This is a genomic window from Citreicoccus inhibens (assembly GCF_019039035.1).
Classification (GTDB): Bacteria; Myxococcota; Myxococcia; order Myxococcales; family Myxococcaceae; genus Citreicoccus; species Citreicoccus inhibens.
The window spans coordinates 1-23,246 of the sequence record NZ_JAHNZT010000021.1; the positions used below are offsets into that span (position 1 = coordinate 1).

The window sequence follows — 23,246 nt, forward strand, 5'->3', positions numbered from 1 at the left end:
TTGGGTGTGCGCGGTGCCGGCGTGGCGGCATGCGCGGCCGGCGAGCGACCCTGCGCGGGCACGAGCACGGGCGGCGCACCCGCGGCGCGCTGCGCCTCGCGACGGGGTGCCGCGGACTCCCCAGGCACGGCGCTCAGCGCGGGCAGGGCCCGAGGGCTCGGGAGCTGCTTGATGGGCGTGCGCACGCGCTGGGCCACGGGCGTGTTCATCGTCGCGGGGGACACGGGCGGCGTGCGGCGGATCGCCTCCAGGCTCACCGGCGCGATGGCGGGCGCCGAGGGCAGCGGGCGCGGCGCCTCGCGCGCGGCGTTCAGCACCTCCAGCGGCGGTGGGGCCGGCGGCGTCTCGACAATCTCCAGCGGCGCCAGCAGGCAGGTGAGCTGGTTGTAGCTGCCGTCGTCCTCCACCGGGTTCGCGTTCCGCCCGCCGGGGCTCAGCCGCTTGAGGTCCGACAGCAGGATGGGGTCTCGCGGATCCAACTCGAGCGCGGCCTTCAGCACCGCGCGCGCCTTGGACTCACAGCCGAGCGCCACCAGCAGCTCCGCCGCCTCGCGATACGACGCGATGGCCGGCTGACGGTCCCCCGCGCGACGGCACGCCTCCGCGTGGCGCACGCGCACCGTGGGATCCTTCGGAGCCAACTGGAGCAGATGCGCGTAGGTCTCCGCGCATTTCGAGAACCGGCCTCGCACATACAAGGCATGCGCCGCTTCCTTCAGCGCTCGCACCTTGACCAGCTCCCGCTCGCTCATTGGCTCGTCCTTTCCGGGTGGTGTGAGGACGCCGGAAAGCAGGGGACGTGCCGTGCAGGACGATTGCCGCGAAGGGTCCACCATTCAGCGCGCTCCCGGCACTCGGGGCACACGCGCATGTCGCCCGTTGATTGGGCGCCTCGCCCCCATGTCGCAAACCTCTGCGCGCGAGGGCCAGGCGCGACGCCTGCTCACCCTGTAGAAACAGTGATAGGTGCTGTAACAACGAAAGTCTTCACCCTGGCGCACGGGATGCGGAGCCGCGCCAGGGGGGCGCGGACGTTTCCAATGTCTTCCGGGAGTTCTCGTTTTGCCCCGCGAGTCCACCCGCCTCGGATTCTCAGAGGGCGGGAGGCGGTGCGTCGCGCGGGGCGGGCGGGCTCAGGGCTCGGCGAGCAGGAAGATGGCGTGCGCGCTGGCGATGGGGCGCGTGCGGTCATCCTGCCAGGCCTCCACGCGCACGTTGGCCACGCGGCGTCCCTGGCGCGTGATGAGCGCCTTGGCGAAGGTGTCCTGGGGTTTGCCCGAGCGCAGGAAGTCCACGGTGAGCGAGACGACCTTGGGGACGCGCTCGGCCTGGGCTTGGAGGAGCAGCTCGAAGATGGCGGCGGATTCCAGCAGCGCGCCGAGCGTGCCGCCGTGGAGCGCGGGCAAGAGGCTGTTGCCGATGAGGCGCGGGGCATAGGCCATGCGGCAGAGCATCTCGCCGGCCAGGTTCTCCACGCCGATGCCCATGAAGCGCGTGTAGGGGATGGCGTCGGTGAGGCGGCGGTACTCGCGCGTCTGGCGCACCTCGCGCACGAGGTCCGCGAGGGGGAGGGTGGGCGTGCTCATGGCCTATTCCTCCACCCGCATGAAGGTGCCCTGCGCGGAGGCCACCGGCTGATGGGGGTCTCCCTGGTGCACGAGCGCGCGCACGAAGGCGACCATGCGCGTGAGCTTGTAGCACTCGGCCCGAGCGGTCAGCTCGCGGCGGGGGAGGGCGGGGCGCAGGTAGTCGATGCGCAGGTCCAGCGTGACGACCGCGGAGAAGCCGCCAATGCGCGCGAGCACCGCCGCGCCGCTGGTCGCGTCGATGAGCGTCGTGACCGCGCCGCCCGCGAGCACGCCCGTTTCAGGGTTGCCCACGAGGACATCCGCGTACGGAAGCACCACGGTGGCGTGGGCGTCCCCCACGTCCACCAGCCGCAGGCCCAGGGCCAGGTTGTGGGGAACGGCGTCGCTGAAGAGCACGGACAACTGCTCGCGCCGTCCCTCTGGGTCCGAGGGAAGAGTGAAGTGAGACATGGACTCGCGATAACAGATTCGCGTCCATCCGGCGCGCGTCGATTGCCTGTGCGCGCCGTGAACGTGTGTCCGGCCCGACGGTGTGAGCGACTAAGCAGCCTTCTCCGACGCGCGCCGCAACCGCGCCCACGCGTGCGCGAGGGATTGCCCGATGGGCCCCATCACGCCGGCGTCGGACCAGTAGAACGGATGCACCAACGGGGTCCACGACACGAGCGGCCCGCCAACGCGAACGCTCACGTCCTTCACCTGCGCGCGGTAGGCGTCACTCAATGGCGCCAGCGGCCAGGCGAGGATGTCGTCGGCGTCGTGGAAGTTCACCCACTCGCCGCCGAGCCCCGGATGGTGCGTGGCGAGCGCGGTGTCCGGGACGGTGAGCGGCCGGTCCAGCGCCGCGTGCGCATAGCGCAGGCTCCACAGCGCCATGGGGTTGCCCAGGGTGAAGAGGCGGCTGAGCGTCTCGCCTCGCTCCAGCGGTGACGGGCCCTGGGCCTGGCGCACCGAGTCCTCGATGAGGTCGCGCCCCAGGCGCTGCTGCTGCAAGTCGTAGAAGTAGTTGCTCGCGATGACCGAGCCCAGGCTGTGCGCGATGACGCAGAGGGGCGCGGTGTCCCCGGCCTTCGCGCGCAGCCGGCCGAGCGCCTCGGCCACCTTCTGGTGGATGGACGTGTACACGTCGCGGTCCGCGGGGTTGAGCTGGTAGGCGATGGCGTCGCCGATGAAGTTCACGAGCAGCCAGCGCAGGCCCGGGTAGTGCGGCGTGCCCGGACCGCCCGCGGCGGGGCGCATGAGGTGGAAGGCGAGGGGGAGCAGCGCGGACTCGTGGCCTTGGTTGACGGCGTGAATGCCCTCGTGGAGGCGCCGCCAGTAGCCGTCCATGCGCTCGGGGTAGTTCGCGGCGAGGAGCCGTTGCTCGGCGCCCTCCAGACAGGCGGCCCAGTTGACGGTCTCGATGGCGAGCGCGTCCTCGGCGCGCGCGCCGGTGTGCTCCACGAACTGCTCCCGCAGGAGCCGCGTGGCGGTGTCATACAGGCCCGGGTCATCCACCTCCACGCCGTGGATGAAGAGGACGGCGAGCTTCATGGGCGAGCCCGCCCGGCGTCGTGCCGCGTCAGCATGTGTCTTCCCCCCGCCATGGAAGCAGGTGCTTCCGGAGTGGAGCGGCCCGCCACGCGTCCGTGACGGTCGCTGGCGCCCGCTTCATCGCGCGCGATACCTTACATGGCCCGGAAGAAGCCCGCCCGGGGGCCTGTTCATGCGCCCGCTTCACGGCCCCCCGCCTCCTTTCTGCTGACCTCCATCTGACACTCCGCCTTCGCGTCCAGGAGTCCCGGTGAAACGATTGACCTCCGCTTTTTGTCTGGCCTGGCTTGTCCCCGGCGCGCTGCTCGCCGCCTCGCCCCCACCCCAGGAGCAGCCGCCTCCCGCTCCCGACGTGAAGGAGTCCGCGCGAGCCGCCGCGCGCGCCACGGAGGTGGACGCGGGCGTGCCCCCGTTGGAGGCCAGCGCGAAGGGAGGTCCGGAGAAGGACGCATGGAAGGTGGATGCGCCGGGCTTCCCCGCCACCCAGGCCACCATCGACGTGCGCCAGGGCACGTGGATGAGCGTGGACGTCAGCCCCAGCGGAGACGAGCTGGTGTTCGACCTCTTGGGAGACCTCTACACGCTGCCCATGGCGGGCGGCGAGGCGCGGCCCCTGACGTCGGGCGTCGCGTGGGACATGCAGCCGCGCTACAGCCCGGACGGCAAGTCCATCGCCTTCACCAGCGACCGCGGCGGTGGCGACAACATCTGGGTGATGAACCGCGATGGCTCCAACGCGCGCGCGGTGACACACGAGACGTTCCGCCTGCTCAACAGCCCCACGTGGAGCCCGGACGGGCAGTTCATCGTGGCGCGCAAGCACTTCACCGGGCGCCGCTCGCTGGGCGCGGGTGAGATGTGGATGTACCACCGCTCCGGCGGCGACGGCGTGCAGCTCACCGAGCGCCCCACCGAGCAGAAGGACGTGGGAGAGCCCGCGTACTCGCGTCCGGACGGGCGCTACGTCTACTTCAGCCAGGACGTCACGCCGGGCAAGACCTTCGAATACAACAAGGACCCCAACGGGGAGATCTACGTCATCCAGCGGCTGGACCTGGAGACGAAGGAGATTGAACCGTTCGTCACCGGCCCGGGGGGCTCCATCCGGCCCACGCCGTCACCGGACGGCAAGCAGCTCGCGTTCGTGCGCCGCGTGCGCGGCCAGAGCGTCCTCTACGTCACCGACGTGGCCTCGGGCGCCGAGCGTCCGCTGTATGACCGGCTCGACCGCGACATGCAGGAGACGTGGGCCATCCACGGCGTCTATCCCGCCATGGCGTGGACGCCGGATGCGCGCGCCCTCGTCTTCTGGGCGGGCGGCGGACTGCACCGCATCGACGTGGCGTCGAAGCAGGTGACGGACATCCCCTTCCACGTGAAGGGCACGCGCACGCTCTTCTCCTCGCTGCGCTTCCCGCAGAAGGTGGCCCCCGAGCGCTTCTCCGTGAAGATGCTGCGCTGGGTGCAGGTGTCACCGGATGGCAAGAAGGTCGTGTACCAGGCGCTGGGCAAGCTGTACGTGAAGGACCTGCCCTCCGGCACGCCGCGCCGGCTGACGAAGCAGGAGGAGCACCTGGAGTTCTACCCGTCGTTCTCGCGCGACGGGCGCTCCATCGTCTACACGACGTGGGACGACGAGCAGCTCGGCGCCGTGCGCGTGGCGTCGGCCGCGGGCGGCGAGGGCCGCGTGGTGACGACGCACCCGGGCTACTACGTGGAGCCGGCCTTCAGCCCGGATGGCAAGGCCATCGTCTTCCGCGCCACGGGTGACGGCTACCTGATGCCGGGACAGTGGAGCCGCGAGACGGGCCTGTTCGTCCTGCCCACCACGGGCGGCCCGGCGCGCAAGCTGACCCGGGATGGCGAGCAGCCGCACTTCGGCGCGCGCTCGGACCGCGTCTACTTCCTGGAGGTGGAGGAGAAGGAGAAGGAGGACGTGCGCACGCTGAAGAGCATCGCGCTCGACGGCAGCCACGAGCGCAGCCACCTCAAGAGCGGCGGAGCGCTGGAGATGCGCGTGTCGCCGGACGAGCGCTGGGTGGCGTTCCGCGAGGACTACAACGCCTACGTCACGCCGTTCCCGCGCGGCGCGAAGGACGCGGCGGTGGGCCCGGACGCCAAGTCGCTGCCGGTGGCGAAGGTGAGCCGCGACGCGGGCGAGTACCTGCATTGGTCCGGAGACAGCCAGCGCCTGCACTGGTCGCTGGGGCCCCAGCTCTTCACGCGCGCGCTGAAGGACACCTTCTCCTTCGTGGAGGGCGCGCCGGAGAAGCTGCCGCCCGTGGCGGAGCAGGGCGTGGACATCTCCTTCCAGGCGAAGACGGACGTGCCCGAGGGCACGCTCGCGCTGGTGGGGGGCCGCGTCATCACCATGAAGGGCGACGAGGTGCTGGAGCAGGGCGTGGTGGTGGTGAAGGGCAACCGCATCGTGGCGGTGGGGCCGGTGGGGCAGGTGCAGGTGCCCGCGGACGCGAAGGTGGTGGACGTGAAGGGCAAGACGCTGATGCCCGGGCTCGTGGACGTGCACTGGCACGGCAGCATGGGCGTGTCCGGTCTGATGCCCGAGCAGAGCTGGGTGCACGCGGCCTCGCTGGCCTACGGCGTCACCACGCTGCATGACCCGTCCAACAACTCGGAGACCATCTTCTCCGCGAGCGAGATGGGCAAGGCGGGCCTGTTCACCGCGCCGCGCATCTTCTCCACTGGCACCATCCTCTATGGCGCGGCCGGCGCGGACTATCACGTGAACATCGAGACGCTGGACGACGCGCGCGCCCACCTGCGCCGCATGCAGGCCCTGGGGGCCTTCAGCGTGAAGAGCTACAACCAGCCCCGGCGCGATCAGCGGCAGAAGATTCTCCAGGCCGCGCGCGAGCTGAAGATGATGGTGGTGCCCGAGGGCGGCTCGCTGCTCCAGCACAACCTCACCATGGTGGTGGATGGCCACACGGGCGTGGAGCACTCGCTGCCCGTGGCGCGCCTCTACGACGACGTGCGCCAGCTCTGGAGCCAGAGCCAGGTGGGCTACACGCCGACGCTGGGCGTGGCCTACGGCGGCGTCATGGGTGAGAACTACTGGTACCAGAAGACGAACGTGTGGGAGGAGGAGCGGCTGTTGTCCTTCGTGCCCCGCCGCGTCGTGGACGCGCGCAGCCGCCGGCGCAACATGGTGCCGGACGATGAGTTCAACCACTTCTCCACCGCGCGGGGCGCGCGCGAGCTGAACGACGCGGGCGTGAGCGTGCAGCTCGGCGCCCACGGTCAGCGCGAGGGACTCGCGGCGCACTGGGAGCTGGCCATGTTGGGCCAAGGCGGGATGAAGCCCCTCCAGGCGCTGCGCGTGGGCACCCTCAACGGCGCGCGCTACCTGGGGTTGGATCAGGACCTCGGCTCGCTGGAGGTGGGCAAGCTGGCGGACCTCATCGTGATGGACCGCAACCCGCTGGAGGACCTGGGCAATACCAAGTCCGTGCGGCTCACCATGGTGAACGGGCGCTTGTTCGACGCGGCCACCCTGGACGAGGTGGGCACGCGCCAGCGCAAGCGCGCCCGGTTCTTCTTCGAGAAGGACGGCAACGACGGCTGGAGCCCCCGCGCCACCAGCCACGCCAACACCCACGTCTGCGATTGAGCCCCCGGGGCGCTTCGTTTCTGACGCGGCCCGCCGCGTCGGGCTCTGTCCGAGCTGGAAAGATTGAACAGTCTCGGAAGAACGGATTGCCCCAGGGTATGAATCGCACTTCACGCCTTGACGCTGGAAACGAACGCATTCAAGACTGGGTGCGCGTCTCCTGTTTCAGAAGGCGTGGGCAGAGGTGTTCGCGTCCCCCAACCGCGGCATCCCTGCTTCGAAGTCCCAGTTGAGCCCCGCGCGCCGCGTTCCCCCTCTCGGCGCGCGGTGGCCCCTGGGATTCCGGACCTCTCCGCTGCCCTCGTGACGGCTTCCACGCGCTGTCTTCGTGGACCGCTGCTCGGAGAGGAGGCGTGCGGCCCAGGGCCGGCTCGGGAATACCGCCGTGCTTGCGAGCGCGAAAACACGAGCGGAGAGTAACGGCCTCCCTGGAGGCACCTGTGTCCGCATCTCTCATTGTCCTGCCTGCTTCGCTGGCGCTTTCGCTGCTCACCTCGGCCACTCCCGCCGCGAAGCCCGAGGCGTCGGGGGTGAAGCCCGCGGCGACGTCCGTGAAGCTGACCGCCGCGCAACAGTCCGCCGCCGAGCGATTGGTGGGGGGCGCGCTCGCGGAGGGCCACGCCTACGCGCGGCTGGCCGAGCTGACGGATGGCGTGGGGCCGCGACTGTCCGGCAGCGAGGGCGCGGAGGCCGCGGTGGCCTGGGCCCTGCGCTCGTTCCAGGCGGACGGGGTGAAGGCGTGGAAGGAGCCGGTGAAGGTGCCGCACTGGGTGCGCGGCGAGGGCCATGGCGAGGTGCTCGCCTCCGAGCGCACGCGCGGCCATCCGCTGGAGCTGCTGGCGCTGGGCGGCAGCGCGCCCACGCCTCCCGAGGGACTGGTGGCGGAGGTGGTGGAGCTCCGCTCGCTGGAGGAGCTGGCCGCGCTGGGTGAGAAGGTGAAGGGCAAGATTGTCTTCGTGAACCACGACATGAGCGTGGCGGAGGAGTACGGCCACGCGGCCGGCCTGCGCGCGCGCGTCCCGGCGGAGGCGGCGAAGCTGGGCGCGGTGGGCATGCTCATCCGCTCGTTGTCCACCGCGTCGCTGCGCACGCCGCACACGGGGGCCACGCACTTCGAGGCCGGTGAGGCGCGCATTCCCGCGGCGGCGGTGTCCGTGGAGGACTCGATGCTGCTGCACCGGCTGCTGGCCGGTGGCGCCGTGAAGGTGAAGCTGACGCTGGGCTGCTCGGAGCTGCCGGACGCGGACTCGTCCAACGTGGTGGCCGAGGTGCGGGGCCGCGAGAAGCCGGACGAGGTGGTGGTGCTGGGCGCGCACCTGGACTCGTGGGACGTGGGCACTGGCGCGCATGACGACGGCGCGGGCGTCACCATGGTGATGGAGGCCGCGCGCCTCATCGCGAAGCTGCCGCAGGCGCCTCGACGCACGGTGCGCGTGGTGCTGTTCATGAACGAGGAGAACGGCCTGCGCGGCGGCAAGGCCTACGCGGAGGCGCACGCGAAGGAGCTGCCCAAGCACGTGGCCGCGCTGGAGATGGACTCGGGTGGCGGCCGTCCGCTGGGCATCGGCCTGCGCGCGGGTGACGGTGCGAAGGCGATGCTGCGGCCCTGGCTTGCTCCGCTCGAGGGGCTGGGCGCGGCCAGCTTCGTGGACGCCGAGGCGGGCGGCGCGGACATCAGCCCGCTCATCCCCGCGGGCGTGCCCATGGTGGGCGTGAAGGTGGACAGCAGCCGCTACTTCGACGTGCACCACTCCATGGCGGACACGCTGGACAAGGTGAACCCGCAGGACCTGGCGCGCACCACCGCCGCGGTGGCGTGGATGGCCTACGCGCTCGCCGAGTCCCCCACGCCGCTCGCGCGTCCCGAGGCCCCCGCCACTCCGCCGGCGCCGAGCGTGCCCGCGCCTTCCGCGAAGGCCTCGGGCACCTGAGCCCACGTCTCAGCGGCCGAGGACCGTGACGCGCCCGCCCGCGAAGACCCGCGGGCGGCCCCGCGGCGGGACGATGCGCACGCGCCCCTCGCCGAGCGCCATCAGGTCCGCCACGCCCGGCGCCACGCCCACGGCGTCGGGCTCGTTGGTGAAGGGCGGTCGCCCAGCGCGGCGATCTCCGTGGCCACGCCCTCCTTGAGCCACGCGAGGCGCTGCGCTGATCCACGTGGTAGAGCTGCTGGGTCGTCGCGTCCCACGCGAGCTGCTGGAGGGCGTGGTCGTTTGCAGGTCATCCCAGGAGCGGCTCCAGACGCCTGTCTCCAGGTTCGCCTCGACGAGCTCGCCGCCCCACGCTCCATGGCCCGTGCCGAACCGGAGCTGGCTGCCCACCGCGTGCAGGGCGAGCGCTCGCATCCGCACGGGGCGCTTCTGCTTCGTGGGCGGCGGAGTCTTGATGAGGCGCCTGGCCGCCACGTCCTCCACAGTCAGCTCGCGGAAGAGGACGGGGCCCACGTCCGTCGCCACGTGCTGCTGGATGGGGTCCTCGGCCACGCTGCCCACCACGGCTCATGACTTCTCCGCCGTCCCAGCGGAACACCTGCTTCAAGTCGCTGCCGTAGCGCGTGGTCGCGTCCGCGGTGAGCCGCACCATCTCGTGGGTGTTGAGCGCGCGGACGAACTCGTGGGCCTGCTCGAGGTCCGCGATGCGCCACGCGCGCACGGTGTCCAGGTCGAGGGGCTTCTCGTCGGCCTTCTCCTCCCCCCGCCTCGGAAGGCCCCACGACACGCAGCAGCACCAGCAGTCCGCGCATCGCGCCTCCTGTCTCATGGCCTCGACTCTCCGTGAGCGCACGGGGGGCGTGTTGCACCGAGGGGTCAGGGCTTGTGCGTCGCGGGCTCGCGCGTGCGTCGCAGGGGCTGCTCGGGCATGGCCAATGTGGCGAGGAGGGCCGCGAGCGCTACGAGGATGGCGCAGCGGTAGATGGCGCGGGTGGCCTGGGTGAAGGATTCCTTGCGCGCGCGCTGCACCTTGTCCACGGTGGCGAGCGCACGTTGCTCGTCGGCGTCCACGCGGGCGCGGTCCGCGGTGGGCCCGCGCCGGCCCTCGACGTGTCGGCGTTGCAGGGCATAGCCCTCATGCAGCCGCTGCTTCACGGCGTCGGCGGGGAAGGGCTGCTCGGGAGGCGCGGCCTGGGACACCGTGGCCTTCACGTCCGCGGGCGCACCGGCGATGGCGCTCTCGGTGCGCGTGCTCAGCTCGCCGCCCAACGTGCCCGCGAACACCGTGCCCAGCAGGGCCACGCCCACCGTCATCCCGAGCTGGCGGAAGAAGGTGGACGCGGAGGTGGCCACGCCAATGCGCTCCGGGGGCACCGCGTTCTGCACCGCCACGGTGTAGAGCGGAATGGAGGGACCGAGCCCGAGCCCCACCATCACCATCTTCACCGTCACCTCCACGGGCCCCGAGTCCGGGGTGAGCGTGAAGGCCATCACCGCGAAGCCCGCGAGCAGCAGCGCCAGCGAGCCCAGCAAGAGCGCCTTGTAGTGCCCCACCCGCGCCACCAGCTGTCCGGACAGCACGTTGCCCGCCATCACGCCGAGCGTCAGCGGGGTGATGGTGAGGCCGGCGCGGGTGGCGGACAGGCCCACCACGTTCACCATGAACAGGGGCAGGAAGACGACGGAGGCGAGGAACACCGCGCCCACCAGGAACACCGCGAGGTTGGCCGCGCTGAAGGTGCGCAGGCGGAAGAGGCTCGGGTCGAGCAGGGGCTCCGGGGCGCGCAGCTCGCGCCACGCGAAGAGGACCGTGCCCACCGCGGCCACGGCGAACATCGCGAGGATGGGCGGGGAACCCCAGGGGTAGCCGCCCGGCTCGTTCGTGTCCGCTCCCCGTCCCAGGCTGAGCGCGAGCAAGAGCGGCACCACCGCGAGCGCCAGCGCGCCCGCGCCCAGCCAGTCCAACCGCCCCCCCTGCACGCCCGGGGGCTTGAGCGCCGGCATGCGCAGGAAGATGAGCGTGAGGGCCACCGCGCCCACGGGCACGTTGATGAAGAAGACCCAGTGCCAGCTGAGTTGATCCGTGATGAAGCCGCCCACCAGCGGACCCACCACGCTGGACAGGCCGAACACCGCGCCGAAGAGGCCCTGGTACTTGCCGCGCTCGCGGGGGGGATAGAGGTCCGCCACCACCGCCAGCGCGGCGGTGAACAGCGCCGCGCTGCCGACGCCCTGCACCGCGCGGAAGAGCACGAGCGCCAGCGTCGTCTGCGACACGCCGCACAGGAAGCTGCCGACGAGGAAGATGCAGATGCCCATCACCAGCACCGCGCGCCGGCCCATCAGGTCCGACAGCTTGCCCCACACGGGCACCATCATCGTCGAGGCCACCAGATAGGACGTGGTGAGCCATGGGTAGAGCGCCGGGGGGATGTCCAGGTCCTGCTGGATGGCGGGCCCCGCGGTGGCCACGATGGTCTGGTCGAGCGCGGCGAGCAGCAGCCCCAGCAGCGCGCCCGCCATCGTGAAGGCCTTCTGGGCGCGGGTGAACTGCATCGGGGATGACGCCATGGCTCGCTCGGGCATGGCGCACACACGCGCCTCGCGACGAGAAGCTGGGGACGCCCCCCGGCTCAGTCCACTCCGCTTGCTCCGCCGGGTGTCCGCCGTGCGAAGGGGCGGGCGGCTGGGCGGGCTCGGCGGGCGGGGGAAGTGTTGATCAAATGAATGTCAGTTTTCACGCGTAACGCGGGTTGACGCTAAGGTTCAGCGCGATGGGCCCGCGGCACGGCGGGGCCGGCATCCGTGCACTCTTGTCGAAGGGAGGGGCGGGCTCTTGGCGCGGCGCGCTGGAGGCGTACCCATGTCCTGGTCGAGAGCACTGGCAGGAGTGTCGTTGTCGTGGTGGGCCCTGAGTCTGGGAGGCTGTTCGGACGAACCCGAGCCGAAGCCGCCTCCCGAAGAGGGGCCGGTGCTCTCGGATACGCCGGTCTGGGAGGTGGAGGGAGACCCCGCGCACGTCGGGGGGTGTTTCGGTCGCTCGGTCGCGGTGGGGGACTTGAACGGGGATGGGTTCAAGGACCTCATCGTCGTGTCGCCGCCGTGCTCCGCGGCGTCGCTCGATCCGGGCCGCATCTCCATCTTCGCGGGGCAGGCGTCGTACTTCTCCAAGACGCCGCTGACCACGGAGCTGACGTGGCGCAACACCAGCCCGCGCACCAGCGGCCGCAACGCCAGGGTGGCCCGAGTGGGCAACGTGAACGGAGATGCCTATCCGGATGTGCTCATCGCGGGCACCTACGGTGTCTCCGTGTATGCCGGCGGGCCGGACCTGTCGAAGGTGTTCGCCGAGCCCCTGTTCCGCATGCCGGGCAACGGCACCTTCGTGAGCGCGACGCTGGTGGACTTGAACGGGGACGGGCTGGATGACCTCGTCAACAGCAACCCCCTCGCGAATGGCGTGGAGGTCTTCCTCGCCACGCCCACCGCGACCGAGCCCTTCACATCCAGCCGGGTCTTGCCGAAGGCGCGGGGCGCGCGCAGGGCAGGGGACATCAACGGGGATGGGACACAGGACCTGCAGATGATGGACGTGCAGGGGCAATACGTCTTCTACCTGGGGTGCCGAGCGGGGAGCCCGCTGGTGTGTGATGGACCGCTCACGGCGCAGCCTGCATGGAGCGCGACGGCGGAGACGCTGGCGACGGCTCCGGACCTCGATGGAGACGGGCTCCCCGAGCTGGTGTCCGGCATGGGCGGCGGCAGCTACGATTTGCACCTCTCCACGTCGGCGTCCTCGTTGGATGGCGTCCTCGCGTCGGCCCCGGTGTGGTCGGTGATGGAGGACCCCGCCTTCAGCCTCCTGGACGGGACCATGAACCCCGTGGGGGACATGAACGGCGATGGCGCTCGCCACGACTTCACGCTGGACTCGGCAGGGCGCATCTACCTGTTCTCACCCGGGGCGACGGTGTCCTCGGACATGCACCCCATCTGGGCGTGGCCGCGCACGGACCACGTCGTGCCGGAGACCTTCCACGGGTTCCCGCGCTTCTCGCTGGCGCCGGTGGGGGACCTGAATGGCGATGGCTATGACGACCTGGTGGTGGGCTCGACGCAGTCGGTGGATGGCTCGTTCGCGCCGGGTCGGGTGATGCTCTTCGCGGGGGGCCGCGTGCCGGACCCCTCCGCGCCGCCGCCGCTGCTGTCGGGGGCGAAGCGTTGCGGAATCGTGTTGGACCCGGAGCACGGCAAGCCGGACCTCACCATCGATGGGGATGCGATTGCCCGCTCGCTGTACGTGAACCGTCGCTCCTTCGCGGCGGACTCATGCGAGGTGCGCGAGGGCTGCGTGCCCACCGGTGGCGAGCGGCGCCTGCTGCGCTTCAACGCCTCCATCGCGAACCTGGGCAATGCCGCCGCCATCGTGCCGTCGCCGGACGTTCGGCCAGACCTCTTCATCTGGGATGAGTGCCACCAGCACGACCACCTCGTCGGCTTCGCGGGCTACGAGCTGCGCAACGCGCAGGGCGGCCTCACGGCAGTGGGGCGCAAGCAGGGCTTCGCCCTGGCGGACATCACGCGCTACTGCTCGGAGGCGCCGCCCTTCCAGCTCTACGACCCGGGGACGGGCATCTCGCCGGGCTGGGCGGACATCTACACGTCCGACATCGCCTGCCAGTGGTTGGACATCACCGACACGCCGGACGGTGACTACACGCTGCGCGTGGGCGTGGACGAGAAGAACATCATCGACGAGGACGACCGTTACCCGAACGAGACCTTCATCAAGGTGCGCCTGAAGGGCGACACGGTGACGGTCCTCCCGTAGCGCGGCCGGGGCGCGGGGCCGCCTCGCCGAGAGCAGGCGGGAAGGCCCGGGTCCGAGTGCCCGGCCGTCGGGGGGAGTCTCCTCGGCGCCGGGAATATCGGCGCGCGTGCAATCACCTTCGGACCTGTGCGTAGAGTGCTGGCCGGCCTGCCCTCGGGTGTTTCGAGGGAGGTCGGTCGCGCTGAAAGTGAGGGTGTGCGCTTGGGTTTCCGGGTCGACGTGTACGAGGGCGGCCGGATCGCGCTGTCTTCCCTGCGCTCCAATCGCTTGAGGACGGTGCTGACCACGGTGGGCATTGGCGTGGGCGTGTGCACGCTGCTGGCCATCGTCGGCATCATCCAGGGGCTGAACAGCTCGTTCGCGCAGCAGCTCGGGAAGATTGGCGCCAACACGCTCCAGGTGTCGAAGTTCCCCTGGGTCATGGGCGGCGACTGGTGGGAGTACCGCAACCGCAAGGACCTGTCCGTGAAGCTGGTGCCGCCCATCATGGCGGCCTCGGAGCATGTGATTGCGGCGGCCCCCATCTTCTACACGCGGGGCGAGGCGAACTTCCTGGACCGGAAGCTGTCGGGCATCTCCGTGCTGGGCACCACGGCGGAGTACCTGGCCGCGGGCTCCTTCGAGATGGCCGGCGGCCGCTTCCTCACCGACGCGGACGTGGACAACCGGGCCGCGGTCGCGGTCATCGGCGCCGAGCTGGTGAAGGTCCTCTTCCCCAACTTCAGCCCGCTGGGTCACCGCATCCTCGTGGACGGTCACCCCTACCGCATCGTGGGGACGCTGGCCGCCATGGGCACGGTGCTGGGCGAGAACCAGGACCTGGTGGTGATGGTGCCGTACCGCACCTTCGTGAGCCACTTCGGCAACAAGCGCTCGCCCGCCATCGTCGTCGCGGTGGACAGCACGGACAACCTCCCCAAGGTGCAGGACGCGCTCACCTCCGCGCTGCGCCGCGAGCGCGCCACGCCGCCCGGCGTGCCGGATGACTTCGCGCTCAACCGGCCGGATCAGCTCGCCAACATGTACAAGCAGCTCACCCGCGCGCTCTACGGCGCCGCGACGGGCGTGGGCTTCATCACGCTGCTGGTGGGCGGCATTGGCATCATGAACATCATGCTCGTGTCGGTGCGCGAGCGGACGCGCGAGATTGGCGTCCGGCGCGCGCTGGGCGCGAAGAAGCGCACCATCGTGCTCCAGTTCCTCATGGAGGCGGCGAGTGTGTCCGCGGTGGGCGGCGCGCTCGGGACGGTGGTGGGCCTGGGGCTGGCGTACATCGTGTCGCTCATCAGCCCGCTGGCCGCGGCCGTGGAGCCGCTCACGGTGGCGTTCGGCGTGGGCTTCGCGGCGCTGGTGGGCCTGCTGTTCGGCATCTGGCCGGCGGCGCGAGCGGCGAACCTGGATCCGGTGGAAGCACTCCGCCACGAATAAGGAGACTCCGGATGTGGATGGCTTTGTGGGACACGGTGCGGTTGGCCTTCGGCACCTTCGTGGCGCACCCGATGCGCTCGTTCCTCACGCTGCTGGGCATCGTCATCGGCGTCACCACGGTGGTGTCGATGATGGCCCTCATCGAGGGGCTGAAGAACGAGGTGAATGACCGGCTCTCCGAGCTGGGCGCCAACTGCTTCCAGGTGCAGCGGCTGCCCTTCGGCGCCGGAAACCTGTCCGCCGCGGAGCTGGCGCGGCGGCCTCGCATCACCTACGGGGACCTGGACGCCATCCGCCTCCAGCCGTCCGTGCTGGTGGCGGCGGCCGAGGACTCGACGGGCGGCCAGAAGGTGTCCACGTCCATGCGCGAGACGCGCGCCAACGTGAGCGTGTGGGCGGGCACGCCGGAGTACTTCCAGACGAACTCGGTGACCCTGGCCACCGGGCGCATCTTCACCGAGACCGAGTCGATGGACGCGCGCCACGTGGCGGTGATTGGCGCGGACCTGGCGGACACGCTGTTCCCGGGCATGGACCCCCTGGGGCGCGAGATGCGCATCAAGGGGCGCACCTTCCAAGTCGTGGGCACGCTCAAGCGGCGCGGCGGCTTCATGGGCGGGGGCAGCCAGGACAACCAGGTGATGATGCCGCTGTCCGCGTACACGCCGCTGTTCGGCGTGCGCGAGCTGCGGGTGAGCATCCAGGCCCGCTCGGGCGAGGTGCACCAGCGGGCGCAGGACGAGGTATCCCTGCTCATGCGCCGGCGCCATGGCCTCAAGCCCATGGATGCGGATGACTTCTTCGTGTTCTCCAATGAGAGCACCACGCAGATGTTCAACAACATCTCGCAGGTCATCTCCGTGGCCAGCTTTGGCGTGTGCCTGCTGTCCCTCCTGGTGGGAGGCATTGGCATCCTCAACATCATGCTGGTGGCCGTGACGGAGCGGACGCGAGAGATTGGCATCCGCAAGGCGCTGGGCGCCAAGAAGCGCCGCATCCTCGGGCAGTTCGCGCTGGAGGCGGTGGTGCTGTCGCTGGTGGGAGGCTTCCTCGGCGTCGCGCTGGGTGTGGGCCTGTCGCAGTTGGCGCGCTGGGTCATCCAGCTCCCCACGGAGGTGCCCGCCTGGGCCGTGGCGGTGTCCCTGGCGATGAGCTGCGGCGTGGGGCTGAGCTTCGGCATCTACCCGGCGGCGAGGGCCGCCAAGCTGGACCCCGTGGAGGCCATGCGTACGGAATAGGAGGGAGCACTGCTAGGGTGATGGGACTGGCTTCCCGCTGCCAGCCCATTCATGACCGAACCTACCGCTCCTCCGCCTTCGTCCGCGGCGCCGCTCCAGTTCGAGCACGCCGAGTTCTCCGACCCCGTGGCTGCCCCGCAGTGCGCGGTGTGCAAGAAAGCCATTGCCGAGACCTACTTCGAGGTCACCGGCAACCTGCTGTGTCCGTCGTGTCGAGCGGAGCTGCTGGCGTCGCTGGAAGGTGGCTCGGCGGCGAGTCGCGCCTTCCGCGCCACGGGCTTGGGGGTGGGCGCGGCGATCGCCGGCGCGGTGCTGTACTACGTGGTGAACCTGACGGGCTACAACCTGGGCATCATCGCCGTCGCGGTGGGCTGGATGGTGGGCATGGCCGTGCGCCGCGGCTCGGATGGGCGCGGCGGGTGGTTCTACCAGACGCTCGCGGTGCTGCTGACGTACCTGTCCATCTGCGCCTCGCTGGCTCCGGACGTCTACGCGGGCGTGGTCTCGGAAGGGGCGCAGGGCGTGCTGGGCGTCCTCGTGACCATCGTCGTGTCACTGGGCGCGCCGGTCATCGTGGGCATGGAGGGCCCGCTGTCCCTGCTCATCTACGGCTTCGCGCTGTTCGAGGCGTGGCGGCGCAACAAGCGCCTGGAGGTGAAGGTGGACGGTCCCTTCCGGCTGTCCGCGCGCGCGCCCGCCTCGGCGTCCCCTCCCGCGGAGGCGTCGTCCGTTGGATGAAGCACTGGCGGTGGCCACTCGGTGTGAGGGGTGTGGCTCTGAACTGGGTCCTCGGCTGCTGACCTGTCCGTCGTGTCTGCGATTGGTGCACGCGCGGACGCTCCAGCGGCTCGCCGCGGAGGCAGAGGCCGCCACCGCGCGGCAAGCCCTGACGGAAGCGCTGGGGGCCTGGCGTCAGGCCTTGGACCTGCTGCCCGCGGGCACCAGCCAACACGCGCAGGTGATGGCGCGCGTGGAGGCGTTGAGCCGTCAGGTGGATGTCGCGGGGGCGGGCTCCTCGGCGGACTCGAAGTCCGCGCGCGCGGGCATGCCCAAGGCGCTGGCGGGGCTGGGCGCGTTCGGCGTGGCGCTGTGGAAGTTCAAGTTCGCGCTGCTGTTCCTGCTGGGCAAGGGGAAGCTGCTGCTGCTCGGGCTGACGCAGGCGAGCACGCTGTTCTCCATGCTCCTGGCCATGGGCGTGTACTGGACGGCGTGGGGTTGGGTGTTCGCGGTGGGGCTGGTGGCCTCCATCTACGTGCACGAGATGGGGCACGTGGCGGCGCTCCGGCGCTTCGGCATGCAGTCCAGCGCGCCCATGTTCATCCCGGGCCTGGGGGCGCTGGTGCGCCTGAAGCAGGCCCCGGTGGATGCGCGCGAGGATGCTCGGGTGGGGCTGGCGGGGCCCATCTGGGGCGGGGCCGCGGCGGTGCTCACCTTCGTCGCCGCGCTCGCCACGGGGTGGAAGAGCCTGGGTGCCATCGCGCACGCGGCGGCGTGGCTCAACGTGTTCAACCTGCTGCCGCTCTGGCAGCTCGATGGTGGGCGCGGGTTCCGGGCGCTGTCCCGGAAGGAGCGCTGGTGGGCCGTGGCCGCGGTGGGTGGCGCATGGTTCCTCACCCACGAGAGCTTGTTCGTGCTGCTGCTCGCCGGAGCGACCTTCCGCGCCCTGCTCACCCCCGCGCCCGAGGAGGGCGACACCCGGACCCTGGTGGAATACGTGGGGCTGGTGCTCGTGCTCGGCGCGGTGGGCTGGCTGGCGCAGGAGTGGACGGGCGCCGCGCTCGCGATGTGAGGCCGCTCGGCCGCCCCGCGTCCCATCGGCCAGGGGCGAGGTGGCCGCGCGGGGGAAGCGCGTGGCGGTGGGGGTCGTTGCTCCCTCCATGCGCTGTGTGAATCGACTCCTCGGTCTGGGCCTCGCGTCTGTGTTCCTCTCCGTCCCCGCGCTCGCGGCGGCACCGGCCGCGTGGGCGGAGAGCGCGATGGTGAAGGTGCGGTCTGGGGCCTCGGCGCAGGCTCGGTCCGAGCTGCGGCTGACCGCCGCGCGCAACGAGTTCGTCTCCTTCCAGGTGGCGCTGCACGGCGGCGACGCGGGCCTGCGAGGCGTGCGCGCGAGCCTGGCGTCGCTGGACGGCCCATCGCGCATCGCGGGCACGGACGTGACGCTCTACCGCGAGGCGTACGTCACCACGAAGCAGCCCTCGGTGAAGGGGGAGCCCGTGGGGGCGTGGCCGGATGGGCTGGTGCCGGACCGGGATGAGATTGCCGGCGAGGCGCGCAAGGCCTTCCCGTTCGACGTGCCCGCGGGCGAGGCGCGCGCGGTCTGGGTGGACGTGCGCGTGCCGGAGAACGCGCCCGCGGGGGACTACGTGGGCGAGGTGACGGTGACGGCGGATGGGGGCTTCACGTCGCGAGTCACCGTGCGGCTCGCGGTGGTGGACGCGGCCTTGCCGAGCACGCCCGCGCTGGCGTCGGCGTTTCTCTTGTGGCCGCCGCACGTGTGCAACGCGCACTTTGGCCGGACGGACTGCACGCCCGCGGAGCTGGAGCCGCTGCTGACCCGTTATCAGCGCATGGCGCTGGAGCACCGCATCACCCTGTCAGGGCCGTTCCCTCGGTCGCCGTGGGCGCCGGACTGGGCCGCCTTCGACGCGACGTGGGGGCCTTTCCTGGAGGGCACCGCGCCCACGCGACTGCCGGGCGCGAAGGCGACCACGCTGGAGTATGTGGGCCCGCTCACGGCCTCCGCGCTGGCGGACTTCACCGCGCATGTGCGGGCGCGCGGCTGGCTGGACCGCGCCTATGCGCAGGTGGGGGATGAGCCTCCCTACGGCGCGAGCTTCGAGGACGTGCGCGCGCACGCGGAGTTGGTGCGTCAGTCCGCGCCGGGATTGAGGACGCTGCTGACGACGAACTCCGCCGAGCTGGCCAATCACTCGCTGGAGGACCTGGTGGACGTGGCGGTGCCGCTGGTGAACCACCTGGATGGCACCGAGGCTCCGTACGTAGGGGACCAGCGCGGCACCTACGCGGGCTTCCTCGCGCGGCCGGGCCGGCAGGTGTGGGCGTATCAGAGTTGCATGAGCCACGGCTGTGCATATGGAACCAACGCGCCGGAGAACAAGCCGGGGGCCGGGTGGCCGTCGTACATGTTGGACCGCTCGGCGGCGAAGGCGCGGGCCATGGAGTGGGTGTCCTTCCTGGAGGGCGCCACGGGCGAGCTGTACTACCAGACGGTGGGCATGCTCCCGACGGCGTGGACGGACCAGTACCGCTTCAACGGCAACGGGGACGGGACGCTCTTCTACCCGGGCACGGTGGCCGCCATTGGCGGGAGCACGGCTGTGCCGGTGGCCTCCATCCGCTTGAAGCTCATCCGCCAGGGTGTGCAGGACTACGAGTGGCTGACCGCGGTGAGCCGCGCGGGAGACCCGGCCTTCGCGCGCAAGGTGGCGCGTGAGCTGATTCCCGCGGCGTCGCGCGTGCCGGATGATGGCGCCGCGTTCGACGCCGCGCGCCTGCGCCTCATCCAGCGCTATCAGGAGCTGACAGGCGCGAGCACGCCCACGCCGCCCGCGACAGGGGATGCGAACTCGGGCGGGACGCCGACGCCGGTGACGCCGCCCGCGACGGGCGGAACCGCGTCCGGAGGTTCGACGCCGACGCCCGCGCCGACGGGGACGGTGCCCTCGGCCGCGGTGGATGCGCCCTCGGGCGGATGCAGCGCGGGCGGTGGCGGTGGCACGGCGATGCTGGCGGGCCTCCTCGTGCTCGGAGCCTGGTGGAGCCGAGGTGCTCGGCGCGCGCGGGTGCGTGTCCCGGTGCGGATGTCCCCTCGGCGTCGTCGGGGGTGACGCGGCATGACGGGCGCGAGGTGTTCCCTGTCGCGCTCGGTCGTTCACCTCGCCATGGGCGGCAGCGGGAGGGACTCGTCGATATTCCCCCGAGGGCGTCGCAGGCGGCTGGGCATGAAGGGCGCCATGCCCTCATGTCGGCCTGGGTGCAAGCGAGCGGGGAGTCGAGCACGAAAGCCTCTGCGTGTCCGTGAGGGCGGTGCGCTCGCGGTGGGCGTGATAGAGGCGCGCTCATGGACCCTCATGTGCTGGACAAGGTGGTCATCCGCGAGGCTCGCCCCGAGGACGACGGCGTGGTGGGCGAGATGCTCGTCGAGGCCTTCATCACGCAGTACGCGAAGAAGCTCCCCGAGATTGTCTACACCGACGAGCGCAAGCGCGAGCTGCGCGACGTGGCCGCGCGCCGGAAGGTGGCGACGTTGCTCGTGGCCGAGAAGGACGGTGAGGTCATCGGCACGGTGGCCCTCTTCCCGCCCGGTGCGCCGGGCTCCGAGGCGTGGCTGCCCCGTTGCGCGGACCTGCGCGGCCTGGCCACCGCCGTGCGATTCCATGGCACCGGGTTGGCCAAGCCGCTGCTGGACGCGGCCGAGGCGCTCGCGCGCTCGTGGAACGTGGACGCCATCTGCCTTCACGTGCGCAAGGGCGCGGACGGCGTGGCCCGCATGTACATGCGCCGCGGCTTCGTGCGGGAGCCGGTGGGCGACATGGTGCTGCCGTCCGTGACGCTCGAGGCGTATCGCCTGTCCTTCAAGGGTTGAGCCCCGCGGTCGGGATACCTCCCCCCAGGTACAGACGGCGCCTGGGGGAGTCGAGAACATGAAGGCATGCCCAGCAATGAGCGCCCGCAGGCCTTCATGTCCAACTCAGCCACCCGCGCAGGAGCCGTCCCCATGTATGAGTATCACGTCGATGCGTTCGTCCCGCCCGCGCCCGGCTGTGGCGCCCAAGAGGGGGGCTGGAGCCCCAAGCGGTGCGGGGACTTCGCCAGGTTCCTCAATGGCTATGCCGCGCAGGGCTGGAAGCTGCACTCCAGCGAATACCGCGCGGTGACGTCGACGAAGGGGTGTGGCACCGCGACGGGCTCGTGGCTCGTCTGTGTCTTCGAGCGAGCCGTGGCGGGATGAGCCAGGACCCCGCCTCCTCCCGAGCCGAGCCACCGCCCTGGGAAGACATTCCCTGCTCCGCCCGGGCCCTGTCGTCTCGCCGCTCGCCGCAAGCGCCCGTGTCCACGCGACCCGCCGCCGCGCTCCTGCCGTGGTGGCTCAATCCCTTGTGCCTGTTCGCGATGGCCTGCGTGCTCATGTACCGCCGCGCCGTGCCGCATGCGTGGAAGCGCCGGTGCATCTACACGCCCACCTGCTCGATGTATGGCCTTCAAGCCCTGCGCATGTATGGCTTCTGGCGCGGCGCCTGGCGGACCTGGGCGCGCATCCAGCGCTGCAACGACACCCTGTTCCAGGGCGGTGTCGATGCGCCGTGAGCGCGCCCACTGTCCGACTCGACTCAGCGGCGCACGGGCAGGGCGAACGCGAGCTGGAAGCGCGTCCCCGCGTGCTCGGGCGGGACGGTGGCGGTGACCTGGATGGCGCGGCCGTCGCCCGTGGTGACGAGCTCGCCCCGGAGCTGACCCAACTCCGTGGCGCCGCGGAAGAGGAACACCTCGGCGGCCTGCGCGAAGATGGCGGAGACGTCCTCGCCGCTGGAGCCCGCGGGGAGCTGGTCGCGGACCCACTGCGCGAAGCGGACGATGCGCCCCGTGAGGAGCTGCGCGGGCAGCGGCACCGTGTAGCCCCCGCCGAACACCGTGGGCGCGGTGGCCAGCAGCACCGCGTCCGCGTTGCGCCCGCTGCCCAGGCCCAGGATGCCGCGCTCCTCCAGGCGCGCCTGCGCGCGGATGGGCAGCATGACCTCGGTGGGGATGAGCGTCCCCTTGTCGCGCCCCGCGGGCACCTCCCACGTGGTGGGCGCGCGCACGCCGCCGGGCTGCCCCAGGATGCGCGCGAAGGAGCCGGTGTCTCGGAAGCTCGCCGCCAGCAGCGAGGCCACCGCGAAGGCGGGGCTGGCGAACGCGACCCGCTTGAGTGTGCCCTTGCTCTCGCTGCCCACCACCGGGCGGTTGAGCGCGACGCACAGCCAGCGTCCGGACTCGTCCTGGCGCAGCTCCGGCCAGGACTCGGGCACCTCGTCGCGGGCCTCCTCCAACCCCGTGGTCAGCTCCGCCACGGGCAGGCCGAGCAGGCTCGGCGACACGGCCACCACCATGGGCACCTGCGCGTGCTCGCCCAGCAGAGCCATTCGCCCCAGCCGCGCGGCGTCATCGCAGGTGTCCGTGACGAAACACGCGTCGGGGCGCTCGAAGGGCTCGGCCGCGAGCGCTGCCTCCAGTGCCTCCGTCAAGTCACCGGCCCCCACGTCGAGCACCTCCACCGCCATGCCCGCGTCGGGCGGGCACTGGTCCAGGAGCCACTTGAGCCCGCGCCACGCGGACTCCATGCGCGCCACGGGCTCGGCGGCCAGCAGGTCCTTCGCGGTGAGGAGCACTGCCTCCTCGACGACGTCTCGCGCGGACTTCACCGCGGCCGACGACGACGTCGCGCTCGAGGCCGAGCCCTTGGGCTGGATGGCGCGCAGGAAGGCATCCACCGCGCGCGACGCGGCGGCGGGGCGATGCGGCTCGCCGGGGTTCAGCAGCGTCTCCACCAGCTCCGCGCCGGACGTGGTGGCGGGGCCCGTCGCGGGCGTCGGGTCCGGTGTCGTGCCCCGCAGCGCGGCGGCGACCGCCTCGGAGAGCCGGCCCGCGCCCACGATGGAGGCCACCCGCTCCGCGCCCGCCTCGGGGGACAGGCCCGCGCGGGACAGCTCGTCACGCAGGCCCTGGAGCGCGCGCAGCTCGGGCACCGCCGCGATGACCTCCGCGAGTTGGAAGGCGCGCAGCTTGTCGAAGGACAGCGTCACGGTGCGCGTGTCCTGCGCGCCCAGGCGGTCCACCACGGTGGCGCGCAGGCCGGACGCGGCGCGGCTCAGCTCGGTGGGGAAGGACTCGGAGGTGAGGTGGAAGCGCCGCCCCGTGGCGGGAGACGCGAACGCCCCCGCGACCAGCCACCGCACCCGCGCGTTCTCTGCACTCGCTCCGCTCTGACTCATCTCGGCTCCCCCCAACTGGAATAGGTGCCTCACGTTACCCCGAGCCAGAGACCTGCGTCGTCCGTGGGTGCAG

17 protein-coding genes and 1 pseudogene are annotated in these 23,246 nt (G+C 71.3%); 11 read left to right on the forward strand and 7 right to left on the reverse strand.

The features are described from left to right. The 4 genes and pseudogenes from KRR26_RS22710 to KRR26_RS22725 all read right to left on the reverse strand — a co-directional run. Nucleotides 1–752 (reverse strand): annotated as a pseudogene (locus KRR26_RS22710) (hypothetical protein); the annotation flags it as partial. A 381-nt stretch (nucleotides 753–1,133) separates the two neighbouring features. Beyond that, nucleotides 1,134–1,586, reverse strand: a complete 453-nt coding sequence (locus KRR26_RS22715; protein WP_120206647.1) for a PaaI family thioesterase — start codon at nucleotides 1,584–1,586, stop codon at nucleotides 1,134–1,136. 3 nt (nucleotides 1,587–1,589) lie between these two features. Next, complete coding sequence (locus tag KRR26_RS22720) at nucleotides 1,590–2,039, reverse strand: PaaI family thioesterase (RefSeq protein ID WP_120206648.1); 450 nt, start codon at nucleotides 2,037–2,039, stop codon at nucleotides 1,590–1,592. A gap of 90 nt (nucleotides 2,040–2,129) precedes the next feature. Then, a complete protein-coding gene (locus KRR26_RS22725; RefSeq protein WP_120206649.1) occupies nucleotides 2,130–3,122 on the reverse strand; it encodes a hypothetical protein in 993 nt (330 codons plus the stop codon). A 250-nt stretch (nucleotides 3,123–3,372) separates the two neighbouring features. Here KRR26_RS22725 and KRR26_RS22730 point away from each other — a divergent pair, with 250 nt between their 5' ends. After that, entirely contained in the window at nucleotides 3,373–6,753 is a 3,381-nt protein-coding gene (locus KRR26_RS22730; RefSeq protein WP_217080801.1) for an amidohydrolase family protein, read from the forward strand. A gap of 440 nt (nucleotides 6,754–7,193) precedes the next feature. Further along, nucleotides 7,194–8,684: a M20/M25/M40 family metallo-hydrolase gene (locus KRR26_RS22735; RefSeq protein ID WP_120206651.1), complete on the forward strand. Its 1,491-nt coding sequence runs from the start codon at nucleotides 7,194–7,196 to the stop codon at nucleotides 8,682–8,684. Between the two features lie 9 nt (nucleotides 8,685–8,693). Here the strand turns inward: KRR26_RS22735 and KRR26_RS22740 are convergent, their stop codons facing one another. Both KRR26_RS22740 and KRR26_RS22745 read right to left on the reverse strand, forming a co-directional pair. Continuing rightward, nucleotides 8,694–9,248 (reverse strand): hypothetical protein, encoded by a 555-nt coding sequence (locus KRR26_RS22740; RefSeq protein WP_217080802.1) that lies wholly within the window; start codon nucleotides 9,246–9,248, stop codon nucleotides 8,694–8,696. A 312-nt stretch (nucleotides 9,249–9,560) separates the two neighbouring features. Then, nucleotides 9,561–11,255, reverse strand: a complete 1,695-nt coding sequence (locus KRR26_RS22745) for an MDR family MFS transporter (RefSeq protein WP_236069046.1) — start codon at nucleotides 11,253–11,255, stop codon at nucleotides 9,561–9,563. A 292-nt stretch (nucleotides 11,256–11,547) separates the two neighbouring features. On the opposite strand from KRR26_RS22745, the gene KRR26_RS22750 reads away from it, so the two are divergent. The 9 genes from KRR26_RS22750 (at nucleotide 11,548) to yidD (ending at nucleotide 21,509) form a co-directional block, all read left to right on the forward strand. Continuing rightward, nucleotides 11,548–13,515 carry a lysyl oxidase family protein gene (locus KRR26_RS22750; protein WP_217080804.1) on the forward strand — a complete coding sequence of 656 codons (1,968 nt, stop codon included), beginning with the start codon at nucleotides 11,548–11,550 and terminating at the stop codon, nucleotides 13,513–13,515. Nucleotides 13,516–13,716: 201 nt separating this feature from the next. Continuing rightward, nucleotides 13,717–14,943, forward strand: coding sequence for an ABC transporter permease (locus KRR26_RS22755; RefSeq protein WP_120206753.1), 1,227 nt, complete (start codon nucleotides 13,717–13,719; stop codon nucleotides 14,941–14,943). A 17-nt stretch (nucleotides 14,944–14,960) separates the two neighbouring features. After that, nucleotides 14,961–16,181, forward strand: a complete 1,221-nt coding sequence (locus tag KRR26_RS22760) for an ABC transporter permease (protein WP_120206754.1) — start codon at nucleotides 14,961–14,963, stop codon at nucleotides 16,179–16,181. A gap of 51 nt (nucleotides 16,182–16,232) precedes the next feature. Further along, complete coding sequence (locus tag KRR26_RS22765) at nucleotides 16,233–16,919, forward strand: hypothetical protein (protein WP_120206655.1); 687 nt, start codon at nucleotides 16,233–16,235, stop codon at nucleotides 16,917–16,919. Continuing rightward, on the forward strand, nucleotides 16,912–17,970 hold the full coding sequence (locus KRR26_RS22770) for a site-2 protease family protein (RefSeq protein ID WP_120206656.1): 1,059 nt from the start codon (nucleotides 16,912–16,914) through the stop codon (nucleotides 17,968–17,970). The genes KRR26_RS22765 and KRR26_RS22770 overlap by 8 nt, the downstream gene beginning before the upstream one ends. A gap of 97 nt (nucleotides 17,971–18,067) precedes the next feature. Next, a complete protein-coding gene (locus KRR26_RS22775; protein ID WP_328707192.1) occupies nucleotides 18,068–20,029 on the forward strand; it encodes a DUF4091 domain-containing protein in 1,962 nt (653 codons plus the stop codon). 233 nt (nucleotides 20,030–20,262) lie between these two features. Further along, a complete protein-coding gene (locus KRR26_RS22780) occupies nucleotides 20,263–20,787 on the forward strand; it encodes a GNAT family N-acetyltransferase (RefSeq protein WP_120206657.1) in 525 nt (174 codons plus the stop codon). Nucleotides 20,788–20,919: 132 nt separating this feature from the next. Beyond that, a complete protein-coding gene (locus tag KRR26_RS22785) occupies nucleotides 20,920–21,153 on the forward strand; it encodes a DUF4177 domain-containing protein (protein WP_158611493.1) in 234 nt (77 codons plus the stop codon). A 98-nt stretch (nucleotides 21,154–21,251) separates the two neighbouring features. Continuing rightward, entirely contained in the window at nucleotides 21,252–21,509 is a 258-nt protein-coding gene (yidD, locus tag KRR26_RS36975; RefSeq protein WP_328707193.1) for a membrane protein insertion efficiency factor YidD, read from the forward strand. Between the two features lie 23 nt (nucleotides 21,510–21,532). Here the strand turns inward: yidD and KRR26_RS22795 are convergent, their stop codons facing one another. After that, nucleotides 21,533–23,173 (reverse strand): type VI secretion system contractile sheath domain-containing protein, encoded by a 1,641-nt coding sequence (locus tag KRR26_RS22795; RefSeq protein ID WP_217080807.1) that lies wholly within the window; start codon nucleotides 23,171–23,173, stop codon nucleotides 21,533–21,535. Nucleotides 23,174–23,246: the final 73 nt, after the last annotated feature.